This window comes from Acinetobacter sp. SH024, from assembly GCF_000163635.1.
In the GTDB taxonomy this organism is placed as follows: domain Bacteria; phylum Pseudomonadota; class Gammaproteobacteria; order Pseudomonadales; family Moraxellaceae; genus Acinetobacter; species Acinetobacter pittii.
In genome coordinates, this window is the sequence record NZ_GG753600.1 from 1,318,513 (window position 1) to 1,336,890 (window position 18,378).

An 18,378-nucleotide genomic window follows, 5' to 3' on the forward strand; every position below is an offset into this window, starting at 1 on the left:
CTNTTTTTTATATTAGTTAAAGGCCCCATTTCTAGGCACAATACTAAAGCTACTATTTAAACGTCCACCCGTAATTGCAAGCTCACCTAAACGTGCTCCCGCTCCTGTTGAAGGCGGATAGAAATTAATATCTTTAACACGTAACGCGCCGTCAATACTCTTATCAGGGTTGAAATAAACCGCTGTATTTACCCCAACTTTACCTAAACCACTTGTTGTATCTTTACCCACAACCAAAGCGGTATTAAACGCTAGCTTTCCTGTAATATTGTCAAAACCAATTGCAGAACCATCAATCGGATCACTAATTTGAACCGTATTTCCAGTTGCTGTCGCAGGCACTGTGAAATCGCCGAGTACAGTTAAAGCACTACCATCTGCAATTGAACTATTTGGCACAATTGATAAGTTATGATCGCCACCTAAACGGAGTTTTAGACCAAATAAGACATCATTATTTTTGGCAAAATTATCAATAGGTGAAGAACATGAACCCGTCGCTGGACAAGTTTTATATTTAGCCCCTGGTAAATAACCAGCTGCAATTTCTGTTGATAAAGCAAGTAGCATCTCTTTTAAACTAATATTAAGACTGCCATTTTCTAAACCAATACTTCCATTACCTTTGAGGAACATATCAATATTACGTAAGCCCATGTAATAATCAGTAGGACTACCACCATTATTAGCATTTGGAGAACCATCAATTAATAAAATTGAGGTTGTTTTAGTTCCAGTCGCATCACGTCCCGTAGTTCCAGCAGCAATACCAAAACCTAAACGCGAAGTCGTTCCAGATGCAGCTACAGCATTTCGAATAGGCTTACCATTTGCATCTTTTGTATAGTAATAAGCACTATTTGCCGGTGCATCTAAACCATATACAGCAGCGTTAGCATTTAAATTATAAAAAGGTAAGGCTAAGCCCCACTGGTTATTTGCACCATTATCTGCAAACTGATTGGCAGCAGCAACATTTGCACTTGTAGTAAAACGACCGCGTCTTGAAAATGCTTGAAACTCTGCTCCACGCATCGCAAGAATTAAGCTAAACGGATTAGTCACCGTATCACGGTGAATATTATGCTGATAATCAGCAGCTGTTGTTAAAGTACCCGACCCTAAACGAATTGCATTTAAAGTCGCGTTGTTTGGCATTAATAATGTTTTTGTATCAGCAAGATTTAAATAAATATTTCCGCTGTCAAAATAACCGCGTGTAGCTGAGTTAAGACCTGTTAAATTACCAAATTCGAAACCATAGGCATTCAGACCTGCTCCACCAATTTCTAAAGTGGTTGCTTTGCCATCTGAGCCTAGCATTGAGTCATTGTCTTTAGTGAATTCACCTTTCATACGAAAGGCAATTCCAGAATTACCTAAAATACTATTACTTGAGCCCGTACCCGTAGCGGTATTTGCAGTGCCTAAAGTGGTGGTATCCGCCGTACCATCCATACCACGGACTTGTAAATAACTATTTACCATACGTCCGCTAGCACCTAAACGAATCAAACCTTTTGCATTCTGTGGGCTATTAGTTGCATCTAAAGCATAAGGATTAGTTTTATCTACATTCGAACTGAGCATCACCTCAATATTCAGGCCTGAATTGGTTACTTTGCCACTACTGTCAACATAAGTACCCGCAGTTAAACCAGAAGCTGAATCTGCTACACGGTTAAAATCAACATAGCCATAGGTAGTATTCGGAGTTTGTCCTACACCAGCAACATTAGTTCCAGTATTTGTCTGTAAAACCAAGCCACGAGTTGGGTCAATCAACATGGCTCCTTTACCAACAAAATTAAAGTTAAAATTTCTTAAAATTAATTGATTTAACTGGCTGCGAGCATCCAATTGCCCTAGATAAATATTGGCATTATTAATACCAAGTGTCATGCTTGACTGGCTATTTGCATTAAATAAGCCATCTTGGGTTGTAAGTGCCAAATTTAGTGGGGAAGTTGTTTGAATAGCCAGCTGGCCCATTGTTGGTGAACAAGTAGCAGAGGTATTACATACTTTAACGCTATTTACGGTAATAAGTGATGGACTGCTTTGCATAGAAAAGTCGAGTCCAGTTTTACCCGTAGTTGGGTTACTCCCTACATCTAAACGGTAATTTGTACTTAAAGGCTGACTAGATGCATTACTTTTTTGAACTTTTATCCCGCTCGCTTGAGCTCTTAAGACCTGATCTGCACTACTAGGTGTACCTGCATGGTCATCCCAGTAAGCATTATCAATATTGATTTCATTAAACGTCGTTTGAATCGAAATCCCATCTTGTCCATTAACAGCACTCAAGTCAGCATCTGTTAAAGCTTCTAACGCAAAAACATGTCCGCTCACTAACAACATGCTGGTTGTTAATGCGTTTAAAATAAACTTTGAGCTGTGATTTTCTTTATTTTTTTTCATCACTTCAGTTCCTTTGAAATCTACATTACCCCTTAACAACGAGGATGGCTGCCATCACAGCTAAAGACCATGACTTTTCCTTGGATAGCCAAATTCCCATTCATCATCAAGCCCATAAAACCAGTTTCACGTCCATGGTCATACACCGATGGTGTTGCAGTAGCAACTTGCTGGTTTGCACTATTAGCAGTGGCCGCATAAGTTGGCTTTTTGAAATATGCATAATCATACATATTTGCACTCGAACCTTGCGCTGTCGTTGAGCTGGTAAAGTTATCTTGCTCAATTGATAAAGCATTAAAACCAAAGTTACGAATTAAAATTGGCTGTGCTGCACTAAAACTCAGTTGAATCGCAGGCTTAATCATTTCAGTATTGTTTTTATCCAAATACTTTAAATCAGCGCCATCCAAACCCATTTTTTGAATATTTAAAGTACCTTGTACGCCTTTAAATACGAGCCAAAGTTTATTACCACTATCACTATTTTCGGCCCAACCACTTGGTTTGGTCGCATCTGCTTGTACAAAACGCTTATTAATTGCCAAGCCAATATGGCAAAACTCTACGTTCTCACAGACACCACCACTACTATTGTCAAATACACCGTTAGCTGTCTGGTTTAAATTGAGCATTAAAGATAAATCAGCACCCGCCTGACCATTAATCGCCTGTAATGCTTCATTATCTAAAGTTTGTAGCTCTGCATGAGTCACCGTTGCACACAGAGCGAGGATTAAAGTACTTATTTTTTTCATAGCATTCTCCTCCTCTTATAGACCTTTAGTTGTAAGTTTCAAGTGCTGGATTAAAACACCGTCGATTGAAGCAGATCCCAAGTTATTTAAAGGACTAATGTTAGACAAAGCTGGAGCTTGATTAGCTGTAGGAATAACGTACCCAGTTGTGCCATTACTACTACCAATTAAATCGTTGACGACAGCATTTCTTGAAGTCAACCATGGAATAGCGGAGTTAGTCCAATCACGATTCGAAGTAGCTCCATACATTGGAGTTGAACCTGATGTGCTCGTACATCCTAGTGCACCAGAGCACTTCGGAGCATCAGCTGGTTTTGGCGTTGGATTTGTAATGACCCAAGCACCAGTCCCTTTGTTATACTCCCACTGATAAAGATAACCCGCTGTTTTATAGCCACAGTTTGAATTAAATAAACCACAACTATATTCTTGATTCCATATTTGGGTATTCTGTTGTCTTTGTTTAAAACGGACCTCTGTCATTGTGGCAGAAGTGGTACCAGAAACAGAATTAGTCAGTGATACCAAACTACCAGCAGAAGTTCCAGAAACTTGTGTTCCAGTTGAAATTAAACGCCCAAAGGAAACTCCAATTGCGCCTTCACCAGTATTTGCTAATAAGGTTTTTCCATTATCAGGACTATATACGGTACCAATCGTGATACTACTATGCGTAGGGTTAACACACGAATAAACGTTACATGTAGAACCTTTGTAAGTCGTGTCAGCACCAGTGTAATCAGTATAAATCTGTTTATATATTTCTGGTTTATTTGCAATTCGTGCAATTTCAATACTAAAGTTTTTGCCGTCGGAACCTAAAATAAGTGGTTGATATAAATTACCTAATACCAAGTTAATATTTGGGTTATAGAGATATAAGCCTTCACTATCAGCAAACTTTGGTGCTACGGCGCCTGCAGAGTCAAATGCAGGAGTATATAAATTGTTTGAGGCATTTGGTGAGTCTGAAGTTTCACGTGTACTAAAACGTAATACCTTGCTCGTATCATTAAAGGCAATTCGTGTTTTATTTGATGTTTTTGTATCTGTTCGGGTTCGATTTTCTACATAGTAACGGCAGCCACGTAATGTACTAAAACTTCCAGTACCACTGTTACCACAATCTCCAGTAGTATTTGTGCTTAAAGTAGAGTTTGCACCTGCATGTACTGTTTGCCATCCATTATTACTACTTGTGGCGTATGTCTGGGTCTGGCTCGTAACATTTTCAGTCACAATACTGGTATTTTTGCTATCACCCGTATTTAAGCGAACTAGTCCAGACATTCCTAAAGTATTATTATAAAAAGGGCTCATTCCTCCAGCAGTAGTTGCGCCACCTAATGTTTGAAACAAACTGATCTGGCTACCATTTAAACTAAAGCCATTTAGAATGCCTTGCAAACGTAAACGGTTAGCACGAGTTGTTTCAATACTGGTACCAATTAACCCGTTACTATTACCATATTGAAATTGGGCTAGAGAGCCATTTGTTGTAGCAACAACATTGGGATTCCGTACAAATGCATCAGCCCATAGCCCTAATTTTAAATTATATGCATCAGCTCCCTCTGCCCCATCAATTAATGGTTGATATAGAGGAGCTTCTAAAGATAAATACGTTACTGGGTAAACACCGCTATCTGTTGTACTAAAATTAGGAACATTCGTAGCAGTTTTTACCTTAAATATCCAAGGATTGGCTCCTGTGCCCCAACTCGAAATCGCTGCTGCGGCTGAGGTGTTAGCAATCCGCGAATTTGCATCGCCATCTGACTTAGATAATGCTAATCCATAAAGAAATATATCTGCTTTACCTACTGCGCGGTCTTCTGGCCCAACAGTACCATTACCACTGGTATCAGCTGCAGCAACACTCAAAGGCCCCACAGGTACATAGTTAATATAACCAGTATCTTTACTACGATAGGTAATAATTTGATTTACAGATTCATTTGGACCAGCGCCACGAAATACCATGAATGTATTTTGCGGTAATATCGCAATACCTTCGCCTGTAGTTTCACTTAAACCAGCATCAGAAAGTTCTTCAAGAGCAAAGCTAGACTGACTTAAAAAAAGTCCAATAAAACTTGCTAAAACGGTTTTTTGAAACCTTACCGTATAATTAAGTGTAGTCATCTTGACCTTCCTGTTTTATACGATGCCGCGCACCATATTTATTTTTCTTTAACAGTCCTTGATGCGAGATGAAATTATTTCCTTTTTCTTCTCACAAGGGGCAAACTTTAAAATTGCCAACCTTTCCACATTCCCATTATGCTGAATATTTACTCAAATGCAAAATTAAATAAACAAAAACTCATTTTTCCGATGAACGAAAAATAAGAGATGCATTTAACAGAATTTTAAAGAACCATAACAGTTAGAAGAAAAACTCTGTTTCTGCAACACAACATTAGTTAAAGCCATAGAAGCAGGGGTTTTCCCTGTTAAATCGACTGTTCCAACTGGAAGATTTCCTGCAATTAAACAACTACTGGCCAAAAGTCCACAGTCCACAGGATTTTTGTCTAAATACGCGCTTACCTGCCCTAAAGCATCCACAATAGTAGAGAGCGCAATATCAACGCTACCAGCAGGAGTAATTTGACCAATATCAATCGGATTTGTAAGCTCTAACCACCATCCTGTTTGTGCAGTAGATGCAGCCTCGGGCCATAGAATATTTACACCTTGCACTGATAGGTAACCAGCAGATCCATTTAATTGCGCAGCATGGAAGTAACCTAAACTTTGTTTAATAGCTACATTTACATCAAGATTATTCACTGTTCCAGTTACATTACCAGAAATAGGAATAGGAAGCCCTAATACAGAGGCTGTAGCATCTAGAGTTCCAGTAATAGCTAGCCCACCAACTCTTGCAGTCGCATTTAAGTTGGCTGTATTAATACGTTTACCTGTAATAATTTGTTGCCCCATAGACAATGTTCCACTACCTGCCCCCAAATTCAAGTTATAACCAGTAGATGTAAACGGGACAGTATATAAATTACCTAAAACGGTTGCTCGACCAGTAATTGCCGTATTTGTCTCATCTTGGGTAATACCGTAGTAAGGATTCGTAGTTACGGTCCCCCCTGTTGGTTTAGTGACCATATATCCACTTAATGAATTAATACCACTAGCAGCATCACCATTTTCTAAACCAAAAGTAAGTAACCCCGAAAGTGACTTAGCACTTAATCGAAAACCTTGGATCTCACGTGTAGAAGCCGAGTCTGGATTTTTAACAGCAAATTCTAAAAATGGATTGGTAATGATAGCGGAAGAAGAGGCACGCTCAGTACTAGTACTATCTACTGTGCCACCACTTAAACTCAGATAATCAATGTCAATATCACAGGCACCAGCGCCATTTACACCACCACAACCTAACTGTAATTTTTTAATATTGGCATTAATTTCTAATTGGGCATCTAGTGCAAGTCGGTAAAACCCCATATTTCCATTTGAACTTGAGTTACTTGCAGAATCTGTAGGCGCAATATAAGACATACCCATTAAAGCTTGACCACGCGTCGCTGATAGTTCAGCATCAGACATAGGCACCAGTGTAGAAGCAGCGTAAGCTGAAGAAAAACATAAGCTTCCGAGTGTCAAAAGTGCTACTCGAAGAGACGTAAACTGTCGCATGGCCGACCTCCGTATCCGTGGGGGCATAATCCTGTTTAATTTCTTTTTATTTGGCCTATATACATTTGATCATGTATTTAACTAAACATTATCAAAGAGAGCCTATATCCACTTTATTTGCTTTTAAATTCTGTGATACAGAGCAAAAAACAAATCAATCATTGATCATTTTATATCATTTTTTACAAAAGGAAACTGTCGTTTATCATAATTCCGATAAACGCTTCTCATAAAAATTTTATGTATAAAATTGGGCCACCTCAGTGACCCATTATTTTTAAAATCTTTTCATCGAGGGAACATTAAGTTTTAGGAAGTGTAACACCTGTTTGACCTTGGTATTTACCACCACGATCTTTATAAGAGGTTTCACATACTTCATCACTTTCAAAGAATAGCATTTGTGCTACGCCTTCCCCAGCATAAATACGTGCAGGTAAGTTAGTGGTATTTGAAAATTCTAAAGTAACGTGACCTTCCCATTCAGGTTCTAATGGAGTCACATTTACAATAATACCGCAACGAGCGTAGGTCGATTTACCTAAGCACACTGTCAACACATTGCGAGGTATACGGAAATATTCAATTGTACGTGCTAGGGCAAATGAGTTTGGCGGAATAATACAAACATCAGACTCAATATCGATAAAACTTTTGTCATCAAAATTCTTTGGATCGACAATTGCAGAATGTACGTTTGTAAAAACCTTGAATTCACGGGCACAGCGTACATCATAACCATAGCTAGAGACCCCGTAGGAAATCAACTTTTCACCATTTTCATCAAAACGGACTTGATTCTCTGCATAAGGTTCAATCATGCCGTGTTTTTCGCTCATCTCGCGAATCCAACGATCAGACTTAATGGCCATGTATTTTCTATCCAAAAGGTAAATTCATTGATTTCGACGTACTTTAACTTAAAAAACCAATTATGAAAACAACACAGAGCTACTCAAATAAATAAGAATAGCTCAGCTGCACATTTAGAGGTTCAGTAAAGCAGAATAACTAATTGGAATTGAAAAGCTGACCAATACAAGTGAAGCTGTTTTTTGCAAGTTAGTTTGATTTAACCAACCCACTTTCTTAGATGCTAAAACCGATCCCAAAAAAATCCAGAACAATGCAATTGGGGTAATAAGTGCCAAGTAAGCCATCATATGAATTAAATAAATATGAAAATTACTCCATGCAGCTACTGGGAAAATTGCTGAGGCAAAGAGTAATGCTTTTGGGTTTAATAAAGTGGCGCAGAATAACTCACGAGCACGAATCGTTGGCTGATTTAATTCAACTTCTTGATTTGCTGTATGCCATAACTTGATGGCTAAGAAAATAATATAGCAAGCGCTCAATAGCTTTAGAATAGGCGGCAGCATTGGTAGTGTGCTAGACACTTTTCCAATCAGCATTCCCCATGCAGAAATAGAGATGACATAACCCAAAACTTCTGCTGGAATAAGTTTTACTGACTTCCTTAAGCCCACTTGTACCCCAGAAGAAGCGAGCAGAGTATTGGTTGGACCAGGAGTAAGTAAAATTGTGGCTACTAAGCCAATAAAAAGCCATGAAATCATTGAATGACCTCACAATATAGTCATCTCAGATTAATAGATATCCTGTCACAAGGCAAAAGGTAATTGTAAGACAAAGTATTTCAAATTATTTTTAAGACAAAAATAAAGTATATAAAAACAATTATTTATACAAAAATCACATAAAGTCGAGAAGAAAACTTTACGGTCAGTTGTTATACTTTTCAAATAGATTATGAGTTAAGTAACATAAGTATTTTTATTTTAAGTCTATTTTTCCATCAAAAGTCTTTATAATAAAAAATATATAGCAATGGTAAGTTTAAATTTTAAGCTTTTAATAAGTTTCAATTCATATATTGTTTCTGATTTTTTTATATAGAGCATCGCGCTTTACTACCCTTAATGATTATGGCAAAGCATTTTTTTCAATCTTGGCTTCCCTCCCCCGAGAAAGTTTCAAATATGAAATTTCTAAGGATTTTTGGTAAAAAGACCCTTAATCCTGTGCTTTGGTATGTCAATCGAAAATCAATCACCCGAGCTGTTTTTGTCGGAACTTTTTTTGGTTTACTGCCTATTCCTTTTCACAGCGTATTTATTGTGATGGCTGTATTGCTATTTGAAGTAAATTTACCAATTAGCTTGATGCTCGCGTGGTTAAGTAACCCGCTTACATTAGTTCCTATTCTATATATTGGATTTTGGTTCGGTTCTCATATTTTTCATGTGCATATGATTAACAAAGAAATGTTGCTAGGTGTATTGCATCAGATTTCTCGTTGGATTACTCATTTCGGCCATGGCCACATTGATTTTAGTCTTGCGAAAATCTTGATGACTGGACTTGTTGTAGAAGCTTTTGTATTTGCTGTCATTTTATATATATGTACAGAAATTTTCTGGCGCTGGATGGTCGTTAAAAACTGGAAAAGTAGACATCGTCAAAAGAAGCAAGAAGAGGTTTTATAAAAGCTTCACTCTTCTCGCATAGGGTTAAATCATTATTTTGGCAGTTTTGATTTCATATATTCTTCGGCCACATTAAGCACATATTCTTGGCAAGCCTCTCCTGTACCAGGGTCATAAGCTCCATTATTGGTAATATTATTAGATAAGATTCGAATGCCGAGGAAAGGAACGTTAAATTGACTTGCAATTTGCGCAACAGATGCCGCTTCCATTTCTTCAACAGAAGTACCATAACGTTGATGGAAAAATTGAATACGATCTAGCTCATTATTCCAGACATCTGCTGAACCAATCGTTCCTTCAACCACATCACCTTTATCATAACGGACTTTATGTGCTGCCATTAGCAACTCTTGGTCACCTTCAAATTTGCGTATTGCAATCGGTTCTGGATTTGATTCTTGAGTTGGCAAAACATCAAAAGCCTCAACCCATGTGAGTGAGTCTGAACCACCGCCCACTGGCTGTTTAGGTGTTCTAAATGCACCAATATTGGTTGTATATTTTCCTAAAACAATATCGTAAACGTGCAAATCAGGATCATGTCCACCTGAAGTTCCCTGATTAATGATCGCAATCGGTTTATAACGCTCAATCGCTAGAGCAGTTGCTGCAGCAGAGTTACTCATACCCATGCGAGTTTTAGAAATAATCATTGGATAACCGTTATAGGTACCCTTCCAGAATTTCCACCCACCAATTTCTTCAATAGTCTTATTCTCTAATTTTGAAGCCATTTTTTCCGATTCTACTGGCAAAGCACCCTGAATAATGATCGGCTGTAACTTCTGTTTTTGTTCCTGAACTGTTGGGGTTTGTGAAGCAGATGAGTTGTCATCGTTGCATCCAACTAAAAATAAAGCGCTACATAAACTGATTACGCCCAAACTATACTTAAATTGCATTTTTTAACCTTTCTTTTTAAAAAGTGTAAGGTAGCAATCTACATGCCAATTTCAAGTTCAGCTTTGTTATTAGGATTCAGTAATTTAAATTTTTATTTTAATCAGATGATAAAAAACCCGACTTAAAGCCGGGTTTTAATAAATTAGAAAATACGCTTATCATCACGTGTGCGTTGAGGGATTTTTTCAATCTGCTGCCAGACTGCTTTAGCAATCTCAATATAACTATCAGCTGCATCATCCATTGCCACAACACTAGGTTTACCCTGATCAGCATGTTCACGTATTTGAGCATTTAGAGGCAAACGGCCTAGCAATGGAATATGGTATTGCTCGGAAAGCTTATCACCACCACCGATACCAAAAATTTGCTCTTCATGACCACAGTTTGAACAAATATGAGTCGACATGTTTTCAACGACACCTAATACTGGAATACCCACTTTATTAAATAATTCAATTCCTTTGGTGGCATCAAGCAAGGCAACATTTTGGGGAGTAGTCACAATGATTGAGCCTGTAACCGGAATACGCTGTGCAAGCGTAAGTTGAATATCACCAGTACCCGGTGGCATATCAATCATGAGCACATCTAAATCTGGCCAAAGTGTTTGATTAAACAATTGCATTAGAGCGCCTGTTGCCTTTGGTCCACGCCATGCAACAGGTGTGTTGTTATCACCAGTTAAATGTCCAATAGAAAGCACAGCCATACCATAAGCATCTAAAGGTACAAAATTTTCACTTTCAATAAGTGGGGTTTTACCAGCGTTTCCTAGCATTGTGGGAATACTTGGACCATAGATGTCAGCATCTAATACCCCAACCTTAAGACCCATTTTTTGCAAGGCAAGCGCCAAATTAACCGTAGTTGTCGATTTACCAACGCCGCCCTTTCCTGATGAAACTAAAATAACATTCTTAATGCGAGGGTGAAGTGGAACATCTCTTTGTTGCAGAGCGGCTTTTTGAATCGGTGGATTATTTGGATCTGGTTCTGATTTAGGTGAGGCGTCAAGTACAGGAGGTAAATTTGAACTTTCTTGTGTAGGGCGCTTTTGTTGAACCACGTGTAAATTAAGTTCTTCAATACCGCACTTTTCTAATGCACCCGCTAAATCATCATGGATTTGCTGCAAATGCTCTTTTTCATCAGGAAATGTATTAATCGTAAGTTGTAATACACGACCCTGAACTTGAAGCTGACTAATGCGCTCCTTTAAAGCATCTTTTGAATGCGGTAATAAATAATTTTGGAGTACGGTTTGGATTTCATCTTCTTTCACCTCTTGTGCGGGTGAAAAAACGGACTTTAATGAAGAAAGCCAAGACATATTGTTTACTCCAAAAACAGATCATTACAGCTTAATGGAGATAGTGTAACAGTATTGCTCCACACTCGCTCACCTTGGGATGAATAATTACTCACTTCAGATCTCATCTTTTAGGTAAGGAGTGCAGATTTTAGTTTAAATCAGCTTATTCAGCAGAATCATGATTCTTTAATTTATTGAGTTTATCGGTTGCAGTTTTCTTCAACTCATCAAGTTTTGCTGTTGCTTGCGTTTTCAACTCATCAAATTTTGTAGCAGCCTCTTCCTTTAATTCCGCAGCTTTGGCTTTAGCATCGTCAAGTTTATGAGCTGCTTCTGTACGCAAGTGATCAAACTTGTCTTGTAGACTATGCTGAGCATCCTCAAATTTACCTTTTAAATCAGTTGCTTTTTCTTCAAGAGCCTCTTTACCAGAAGCTTGTTTTTCTTTCACATTTTCCTTTAAATCATCCAAAGCTTTTTCGCCTTGTACTTTCGCATCAGCTGCTTTTGCCTTTAATTGGTCTACCTTATCTTCAACTGCTTCTTTACCAGCAGCTTGCTTCTCTTTTACATTTTCCTTTAAATCGTCCAAAGCTTTTTCACCTTGTACTTTTGCATCAGCCGCTTTTGCCTTTAGTTCATCTAATTTATTTTCTGTAGTCATCGTTGTTATCCTCATAGTTAATTAAAAAATTACCTGAATAAGTTATTAGTTATACATCGTTATGGCTTATTTTCTGACCGTAACTGCAATTTGAAACAAAGACAATACAGGAAGATTCAAATATTTTTCGATTTGTTTATCTGTTCTAAAGAGAAACCACCTCTAGCCAAAATCCATTTTAATAGAAATCTCTTATGCCAAGCCGGAGATTATTAATCTTTGCTTATCTCCGTGCATCAGTTAAAATCTTCCACCTTATAAATACGAATGAGAGAATGAAATCCGTGCGTAAAATTTTAGTCACTAATGCCCTCCCTTATGCTAATGGTCCAATTCATATGGGTCATTTACTCGGTTACATCCAGGCAGATATCTGGGTTCGTGCCATGCGAGCAATGGGTCATGATGTGGCTTATGTATGTGCGGATGATGCTCACGGTACAGCAATTATGCTACGTGCCGAAGCAAATGGTATTAGCCCAGAAGAGCAAATTGCGAATGTTCAAAAAGAACACATCCGTGATTTTGACGGTTTTGGCGTACATTTCGATCACTACGATTCAACGCATAGCGATGCAAACAAAGCACGTTCAACAGATATCTATATTAAAAACCGTGACGCTGGAAATATTGCAGTTCGTCCTGTAACTCAATTATTTGACCCAGAAAAAGGGATGTTCTTGTCTGACCGTTTCATTAAAGGTACATGCCCAAAATGTAAGTCAGAAGATCAATACGGCGACTCATGTGAAGTGTGCGGTACAACTTACAATGCAACTGAGTTACTTAACCCGCGTTCGACTTTAAGTGGTGCAACACCAGTTGAAAAATCATCAGATCACTATTTCTTCAAGCTTCCAAACTTCTCTGAATATTTACAAAAATGGACGCGTGATGAAGGTCGTTTACCTCTTTCAATTGCGAACAAGTTAGATGAATGGTTTGAAGCTGGTTTAGCAGACTGGGATATTTCTCGTGATGCACCATATTTTGGCTTTGAAATTCCAGACGCACCAAATAAATATTTCTACGTATGGGTAGATGCCCCAATTGGTTATATGTCTAGTTTTGAAAACTATATCAAAGCTAAACGCCCAGATTTGAACTTTGATGATTTCTGGAAAAAAGATAGCCAAAATGATGTTTATCATTTTATTGGTAAAGACATTGTTTATTTCCATGCTTTATTCTGGCCTGCAATGCTTGAAGGTGCGAACTATCGCACCCCAACAGGATTATTTGTAAACGGTTTCTTGACTGTAAATGGACAAAAAATGTCTAAGTCACGTGGTACTTTCATTAAGGCCGAGACTTACTTACAGCATTTAAACCCAGAATATTTACGTTATTACTTTGCATCTAAGCTTTCAGATAAAGTTGAAGACTCTGACTTAAATCTTGATGACTTTGTTCAAAAAGTAAATTCAGACTTAGTCGGTAAAGTCGTTAATATTGCTAGCCGTTGTGCGAAATTCATCAACAGCAGCTTTAACAATACGTTATCTGCTCAATGTGCAGAAACTGATTTAGTACAAAGTTTTATTGATGCTGGCGATTCAATCGCTGCTGCATATGAAGCACGTGAATTCTCTACGGCGATCCGTGAAATTATGGCGCTAGCTGACCGTGCAAACCAATATATTGATGAGAAAAAGCCTTGGGCACTTGCTAAACAAGAAGGTCAAGAGCAACAAGTTCTTGACGTCTGCTCTGTGGGTATCAACTTATTCCGTCAACTCGCAGTGTACTTAGCTCCAGTTCTGCCAACTTTAGCTCAACAAGTTCAAGATTTCTTAAAACTTGAAAGCTTCGATTTCGAGTCACGCAAACAAATTCTTGTAAGCCATGAGATTGCGCAGTTCCAACCGCTTATGCAGCGTGTTGATCCAAAAGCTGTTGCAGCTATGGTTGATGCTTCTAAAGAGTCTTTAGGTGCTCCTGCTCCAGAAGCAACAAAAGCGGCAGTGAAAAAAGACAAAGCAGCTGAGAAAAAAGCAGCGCCTACTCCAGCAGTTGGTGAAGCTGAAATTATCGGTATTGAAGATTTCTTAAAAGTTGACTTACGTGTTGCTCAGGTCATTGAAGCAGGTACAGTTGAAGGTTCAGATAAACTACTACAACTTACTTTAGACGTTGGTGAAGCTGAACCACGCAATGTATTCAGTGGCATTCGTAGCCAATACGCACCAGAAGACCTAAAGGGTAAATTAGTTGTTATGGTTGCTAACCTTGCACCACGCAAAATGCGTTTTGGTATTTCAAATGGCATGGTACTTGCTGCTGGAAATGGTGAAGGTATTTTCATTATTTCTCCAGACAGCGGTGCAAAACCTGGCGATAAAGTTTCTTAATCTGCTTTCAAAAAAAGCTCCCTAAATTGGGAGCTTTTTTATTTTTTAAGGGCTTTGAATAAGTTTAAACAAAGCTTACTAAATTATGACCACGGCCACCCTTCGCAAGGGTTATTAAATAAAACGTGTATATTTCCCAACTCTTCATTTGTTAAATAGCCATTCTTATTTTCATCTAAATAATGAAATAGCTCTGTCTGCTTGTTTTCACCTTGAAAACGCTTATCACTCGGCCAGTTATAAGGATAAAAGTCTTCAACCCGTTGAAATTCTTTTTGGCTATACATGCCATCATGATTTAAATCATATTTTTCCTGAAAAAGCTCCCAATCTAAAGAAGCAGGCTCACACGCATTTACCATATTCAAAATACAGTAAGTTGCACATCCAGCAAGTAACTTAATAGTTAGCTTGCTCATGATTATTCACTTGTATATCGGAAATTTTATAATCCTTTTCATGAACCGGAGTACCCACAATACTCATGGTCCGCTCATTTGCTGGCTGTTGCTTGCTCATCGTTCTCATCTCACATCCTGTAGTTAAGATGAGAAAAACTACAGAAATGCTCACCATTAGTTTTTTCATAACGTGATCCTCATTTCTTTTTGTTTTATTTATTAAGTTACCACTTTTAAAGTGTTTAAGTGCTAAAAAAGATATTTCAATTTGTATGTATTTTACGCAAAAAATAAAGCCAGACTATAAATAGCTGGCTTTGGATTTTTTAGATATTTTAATTAAAGACTTATCATTTGAAGAAAATTAACTTTAAGCCTAATACACTCACAATACTTCCAGCTACTCGGTCAACGGCAGTTTTTGCTTTTAAGTACATTGTTCTAGGCTTCTCTGAAGAGAGCAGCATTGCCACACATGAGTACCAACCCGCATCAATCATAAAACAAATCACTGGTAATGCGACATAGTAATAATTAGGGATTTCTTTTGGCAACAAAGCAGTAAATACACTCGCTAGCACGACTGCGATTTTTGGATTACTTAACTGGGTAATTAAGCCATATCGATATGCCTGCTTATAAGTCATTTTCGATTTGCCATCGTTTTCCATCGCAATTGGTTCTTTAGCATGTTTAATAATTTTAAAGGCCAGCCAAAGTAAATATAGACCACCACCAATTTTTAAAATTAGATAAGCAGAAGGCACCGCCAATAAAACTGCTTGCAATCCCATAACTGCTAATAGACCAAAAAGCGCTGCACCTGTCCCCGTCCCTAAAGCGGTAAACAAACCATGTTTACGTGATTTAGAAATTGAATTTTGTGCAACATAAATAAAGCTTGGCCCAGGACTTATTGCTCCAAGCATCAATGCCATCGCAATTGAAAAAAGAGGAATAAGGGACTCAAACATTGTATTGACCTAGCATCACGCAATTGCGAGGTATTCTAACAGCTTTTTGTGACACATATAAAAATGGCGAAGATATAAATGATGAAAATTGAATTTTCATGTTTTTACAATTTAAATCTTCACAACGGACAAAAATGTCCGTTAAATATATAACCTTTAGAACACCCCAAACCGATGACATGAGTAAACGTCAAAAAATTGCAGCCCATAATCGGGATGAATTACTCAATGCAGCCGAAGAATGTTTTCGTATTCATGGCATTAATGTTCCCTTACAAGTTGTGATTGACCACGCTGGTGTAGGCAGAGCGACGTTCTATCGTAATTTTTGTGATCGAAAAGCTTTAATTAGTGCACTTTTAGAACGCGCGATTACACAGCTAGAGCAAAAAGCAGCTCATTTTCAACAATTCGAAGATGGTTTATTTCGTTTAATTGAAGGACATATTGGGCAACTTCCCAAGCTCGCAATTTTGCAAGATTTTTGGAGAGTGATTGATCGACAAGATCCAATTATGTTAAAAATTTATGAACGGCGAAATAATGCACTTAACCCACTGATTGAAAATGCGATAAAACAAAAATTGTGCCGAGCTGATCTGACCGCCGATGACTATGCAATGGTCACAGCAATGTTGGGTTCTTCATTTCAAGGACATGAACCAGAAGAACAGACTCGCTTAGCAAAACGAGCAATTGAATTACTATTTCATGGTATTCAAATACAAAAAATTCGAGGGATAGAATGAGTAAAACGCCTCGTTACTTAGAAACACCACCCGACTGGACCCCAGAAGAGCAACCGACTTTACCTGGTTCACCAGCAGCTATTGCACACTCTGTACCTAAGCGGTTTATTTACTTTTTTATTGGTTTATTTATCGCCCTTTCGGCAAGCTTAAGTAATGGTTTTATTACGGCAAATCTACCTTTAATCCAAGGTGAGTATGGACTAACTCCTTCCGAAGCGGCTTGGTTGCCTGCTGCTTATGTCATGGCAAATGTCAGTTCAAACCTGATTTTATTTAAAGCCCGGCAACAGTATGGCCTGAGAGTATTTTCGGAAATAGGACTCGTGATTTTTATTGCAGTTCTGGTATTACATATTTTTGTGCATACTTATGAAATGGCCCTATTTGCGCGGGTTGTAGCTGGTTTAGCTGGTGCGCCATTAAGCTCACTAGGTATGTATTACACCATGCAAGCTTTTAAAAAAGCAGACATGGCAAAAGGTATATATATTGCCTTTGGTTTTCAGCAACTTGGTGTGCCGTTAGCTTGGATTATTTCTCCATTTCTCGTAAATACAGATAGTTGGTCTGTTCTATATACCTTTGAGCTCGGCTTAGCACTTTGTTGTTTAGCCATGGTCGTTTCATTGAAGTTACCACGTAGCTTAAGAATTTATGTTTTTGAGAAGCAAGATTTCTTTACCTTTGCTTTATTAGCGCCTGGCTTTGCCTGCTTATGTATTGTACTCACACAAGGTCCAATTTTATGGTGGTTTAACAGTGAATGGCTTGCTTACGTCTTAATTGCAGGTTTTAGCTTAGTTGTTCTTGGTTTGCTCTATGAGCACTATCGCGCCAATCCATTAATTATGACACGCTGGTTAGGCGCCGCTTCGACCCTACGCTTCATTTTTGGTGCTTTTGCTATTCGACTTTTAATGTCAGAACAAAGCTACGCAGCTGTTAACTTCTTAAAAACAATGGGGATGGGTCCAGACCAATTTGTTCCACTCTATGTGGTCATATTGATAGGGATTTTAAGCGGAACACTTTTTAGTGCACTGACTTTTTCACGCGAACGGATTATCTTCCACTTACTTTTTGCAGAATTTTTAATTTTAGTCGCATGTGGACTAGATTATCACTTAACCAGTGATGTCCGACCTGTGAACTTCTTTGCAAGTCAGTTTTTAGTAGGCTTTGCAGGTGGTTTATTTATTGGGCCATTGCTCCTGATTGGCTTTGCGCAAACTTTGGCTAAAGGTCCTTCGTATGTGGTGACTTTTATTGTGCTGTTCTCTGCAACTCAAACATTTGGCGGCCTTGTCGGGTCTTCATTCTTCTCGACCTATCAACAACACCGCACACAAAACTATCAAGTCGAGATTATTAAAGATTTGGAACAAGCAGATCCTCTAGTTGCTCAAAGGCTCTCTACATATCAACGCAGTGCATCAGTTACGACTACTGACCCAGCATTACAAACAGCCCAATCCATGCACTCACTTAATCAAGTGGTCACTCGTGAAGCGCAAGTGCGTGCCTACAATGACGTTATTGCATTAAACGGTATTTTTGCTGTCGCACTACTCTTGTGGGGTGGTTTTAATATTGCACGAAGTAAATATCTACAACGTAGAGGAATTAGCCGTCCTTAACGGCTTCTTTATTGATGAAA

16 protein-coding genes are annotated in these 18,378 nt (G+C 38.3%); 4 read left to right on the forward strand and 12 right to left on the reverse strand.

Annotated elements, in window-relative coordinates; all coding sequences use genetic code 11:
- Positions 1-12 precede the first annotated feature (12 nt).
- From HMPREF0013_RS12060 to HMPREF0013_RS12085, 6 genes are all read right to left on the reverse strand, one after another.
- A complete protein-coding gene (locus tag HMPREF0013_RS12060; protein WP_025464117.1) occupies positions 13-2,424 on the reverse strand; it encodes a DUF6160 family protein in 2,412 nt (803 codons plus the stop codon).
- Positions 2,425-2,456: 32 nt separating this feature from the next.
- Entirely contained in the window at positions 2,457-3,182 is a 726-nt protein-coding gene (locus HMPREF0013_RS12065) for a DUF6160 family protein (protein ID WP_005803249.1), read from the reverse strand.
- 15 nt (positions 3,183-3,197) lie between these two features.
- Positions 3,198-5,330, reverse strand: coding sequence for a hypothetical protein (locus HMPREF0013_RS12070; protein WP_005803252.1), 2,133 nt, complete (start codon positions 5,328-5,330; stop codon positions 3,198-3,200).
- 216 nt (positions 5,331-5,546) lie between these two features.
- Positions 5,547-6,848 (reverse strand): hypothetical protein, encoded by a 1,302-nt coding sequence (locus HMPREF0013_RS12075; protein WP_019767933.1) that lies wholly within the window; start codon positions 6,846-6,848, stop codon positions 5,547-5,549.
- A 302-nt stretch (positions 6,849-7,150) separates the two neighbouring features.
- Positions 7,151-7,720: a dCTP deaminase gene (gene dcd, locus HMPREF0013_RS12080; RefSeq protein ID WP_003653416.1), complete on the reverse strand. Its 570-nt coding sequence runs from the start codon at positions 7,718-7,720 to the stop codon at positions 7,151-7,153.
- Between the two features lie 114 nt (positions 7,721-7,834).
- Positions 7,835-8,428 (reverse strand): LysE family translocator, encoded by a 594-nt coding sequence (locus tag HMPREF0013_RS12085; RefSeq protein WP_005071033.1) that lies wholly within the window; start codon positions 8,426-8,428, stop codon positions 7,835-7,837.
- 363 nt (positions 8,429-8,791) lie between these two features.
- On the opposite strand from HMPREF0013_RS12085, the gene HMPREF0013_RS12090 reads away from it, so the two are divergent.
- On the forward strand, positions 8,792-9,358 hold the full coding sequence (locus HMPREF0013_RS12090; protein WP_005803254.1) for a DUF2062 domain-containing protein: 567 nt from the start codon (positions 8,792-8,794) through the stop codon (positions 9,356-9,358).
- A gap of 32 nt (positions 9,359-9,390) precedes the next feature.
- Here the strand turns inward: HMPREF0013_RS12090 and HMPREF0013_RS12095 are convergent, their stop codons facing one another.
- The 3 genes from HMPREF0013_RS12095 to HMPREF0013_RS12105 form a co-directional block, all read right to left on the reverse strand.
- Positions 9,391-10,263: a 5'-methylthioadenosine/S-adenosylhomocysteine nucleosidase gene (locus tag HMPREF0013_RS12095; RefSeq protein WP_005803256.1), complete on the reverse strand. Its 873-nt coding sequence runs from the start codon at positions 10,261-10,263 to the stop codon at positions 9,391-9,393.
- A 143-nt stretch (positions 10,264-10,406) separates the two neighbouring features.
- Positions 10,407-11,597 (reverse strand): iron-sulfur cluster carrier protein ApbC, encoded by a 1,191-nt coding sequence (gene apbC / locus HMPREF0013_RS12100; protein WP_005803257.1) that lies wholly within the window; start codon positions 11,595-11,597, stop codon positions 10,407-10,409.
- Positions 11,598-11,742: 145 nt separating this feature from the next.
- Positions 11,743-12,243 carry a hypothetical protein gene (locus HMPREF0013_RS12105; RefSeq protein WP_019767935.1) on the reverse strand — a complete coding sequence of 167 codons (501 nt, stop codon included), beginning with the start codon at positions 12,241-12,243 and terminating at the stop codon, positions 11,743-11,745.
- A gap of 284 nt (positions 12,244-12,527) precedes the next feature.
- On the opposite strand from HMPREF0013_RS12105, the gene metG reads away from it, so the two are divergent.
- The gene (gene metG / locus HMPREF0013_RS12110) at positions 12,528-14,594 is read left to right on the forward strand and encodes a methionine--tRNA ligase (protein WP_005803260.1); all 2,067 of its coding nucleotides are present in this window, start codon (positions 12,528-12,530) and stop codon (positions 14,592-14,594) included.
- Between the two features lie 83 nt (positions 14,595-14,677).
- Here metG and HMPREF0013_RS12115 read toward each other — a convergent pair whose 3' ends face one another.
- The 3 genes from HMPREF0013_RS12115 to HMPREF0013_RS12125 all read right to left on the reverse strand — a co-directional run bounded on the left by HMPREF0013_RS12115 (position 14,678) and on the right by HMPREF0013_RS12125 (position 15,969).
- A complete protein-coding gene (locus tag HMPREF0013_RS12115) occupies positions 14,678-15,013 on the reverse strand; it encodes a hypothetical protein (protein WP_005803261.1) in 336 nt (111 codons plus the stop codon).
- Positions 14,994-15,182 (reverse strand): NF038215 family lipoprotein, encoded by a 189-nt coding sequence (locus HMPREF0013_RS25195; RefSeq protein ID WP_005302999.1) that lies wholly within the window; start codon positions 15,180-15,182, stop codon positions 14,994-14,996. Before HMPREF0013_RS25195 ends, HMPREF0013_RS12115 begins: the two co-directional genes overlap by 20 nt.
- Positions 15,183-15,345: 163 nt before the next feature.
- Positions 15,346-15,969 carry a LysE family translocator gene (locus HMPREF0013_RS12125; RefSeq protein ID WP_005071049.1) on the reverse strand — a complete coding sequence of 208 codons (624 nt, stop codon included), beginning with the start codon at positions 15,967-15,969 and terminating at the stop codon, positions 15,346-15,348.
- A 179-nt stretch (positions 15,970-16,148) separates the two neighbouring features.
- On the opposite strand from HMPREF0013_RS12125, the gene HMPREF0013_RS12130 reads away from it, so the two are divergent.
- The gene (locus tag HMPREF0013_RS12130; protein WP_019767937.1) at positions 16,149-16,718 is read left to right on the forward strand and encodes a TetR/AcrR family transcriptional regulator; all 570 of its coding nucleotides are present in this window, start codon (positions 16,149-16,151) and stop codon (positions 16,716-16,718) included.
- On the forward strand, positions 16,715-18,358 hold the full coding sequence (locus HMPREF0013_RS12135) for an MFS transporter (RefSeq protein WP_005803263.1): 1,644 nt from the start codon (positions 16,715-16,717) through the stop codon (positions 18,356-18,358). The genes HMPREF0013_RS12130 and HMPREF0013_RS12135 overlap by 4 nt, the downstream gene beginning before the upstream one ends.
- The last annotated feature ends 20 nt before the right edge of the window (positions 18,359-18,378 follow it).

Excerpts from the sequence above, each read along its gene's own strand:
- HMPREF0013_RS12060 (WP_025464117.1), bottom strand. The coding sequence starts at position 2,424 with ATGAAAAAAAATAAAGAAAATCACAGCTCAAAGTTTATTTTAAACGCA.
- HMPREF0013_RS12065 (WP_005803249.1), bottom strand. The coding sequence starts at position 3,182 with ATGAAAAAAATAAGTACTTTAATCCTCGCTCTGTGTGCAACGGTGACT.
- HMPREF0013_RS12070 (WP_005803252.1), bottom strand. The coding sequence starts at position 5,330 with ATGACTACACTTAATTATACGGTAAGGTTTCAAAAAACCGTTTTAGCA.
- HMPREF0013_RS12075 (WP_019767933.1), bottom strand. The coding sequence starts at position 6,848 with ATGCGACAGTTTACGTCTCTTCGAGTAGCACTTTTGACACTCGGAAGC.
- dcd (WP_003653416.1), bottom strand. The coding sequence starts at position 7,720 with ATGGCCATTAAGTCTGATCGTTGGATTCGCGAGATGAGCGAAAAACAC.
- HMPREF0013_RS12085 (WP_005071033.1), bottom strand. The coding sequence starts at position 8,428 with ATGATTTCATGGCTTTTTATTGGCTTAGTAGCCACAATTTTACTTACT.
- HMPREF0013_RS12090 (WP_005803254.1), top strand. The coding sequence starts at position 8,792 with ATGATTATGGCAAAGCATTTTTTTCAATCTTGGCTTCCCTCCCCCGAG.
- HMPREF0013_RS12095 (WP_005803256.1), bottom strand. The coding sequence starts at position 10,263 with ATGCAATTTAAGTATAGTTTGGGCGTAATCAGTTTATGTAGCGCTTTA.
- apbC (WP_005803257.1), bottom strand. The coding sequence starts at position 11,597 with ATGTCTTGGCTTTCTTCATTAAAGTCCGTTTTTTCACCCGCACAAGAG.
- HMPREF0013_RS12105 (WP_019767935.1), bottom strand. The coding sequence starts at position 12,243 with ATGACTACAGAAAATAAATTAGATGAACTAAAGGCAAAAGCGGCTGAT.
- HMPREF0013_RS12115 (WP_005803261.1), bottom strand. The coding sequence starts at position 15,013 with ATGAGCAAGCTAACTATTAAGTTACTTGCTGGATGTGCAACTTACTGT.
- HMPREF0013_RS25195 (WP_005302999.1), bottom strand. The coding sequence starts at position 15,182 with ATGAAAAAACTAATGGTGAGCATTTCTGTAGTTTTTCTCATCTTAACT.
- HMPREF0013_RS12125 (WP_005071049.1), bottom strand. The coding sequence starts at position 15,969 with ATGTTTGAGTCCCTTATTCCTCTTTTTTCAATTGCGATGGCATTGATG.
- HMPREF0013_RS12130 (WP_019767937.1), top strand. The coding sequence starts at position 16,149 with ATGAGTAAACGTCAAAAAATTGCAGCCCATAATCGGGATGAATTACTC.
- HMPREF0013_RS12135 (WP_005803263.1), top strand. The coding sequence starts at position 16,715 with ATGAGTAAAACGCCTCGTTACTTAGAAACACCACCCGACTGGACCCCA.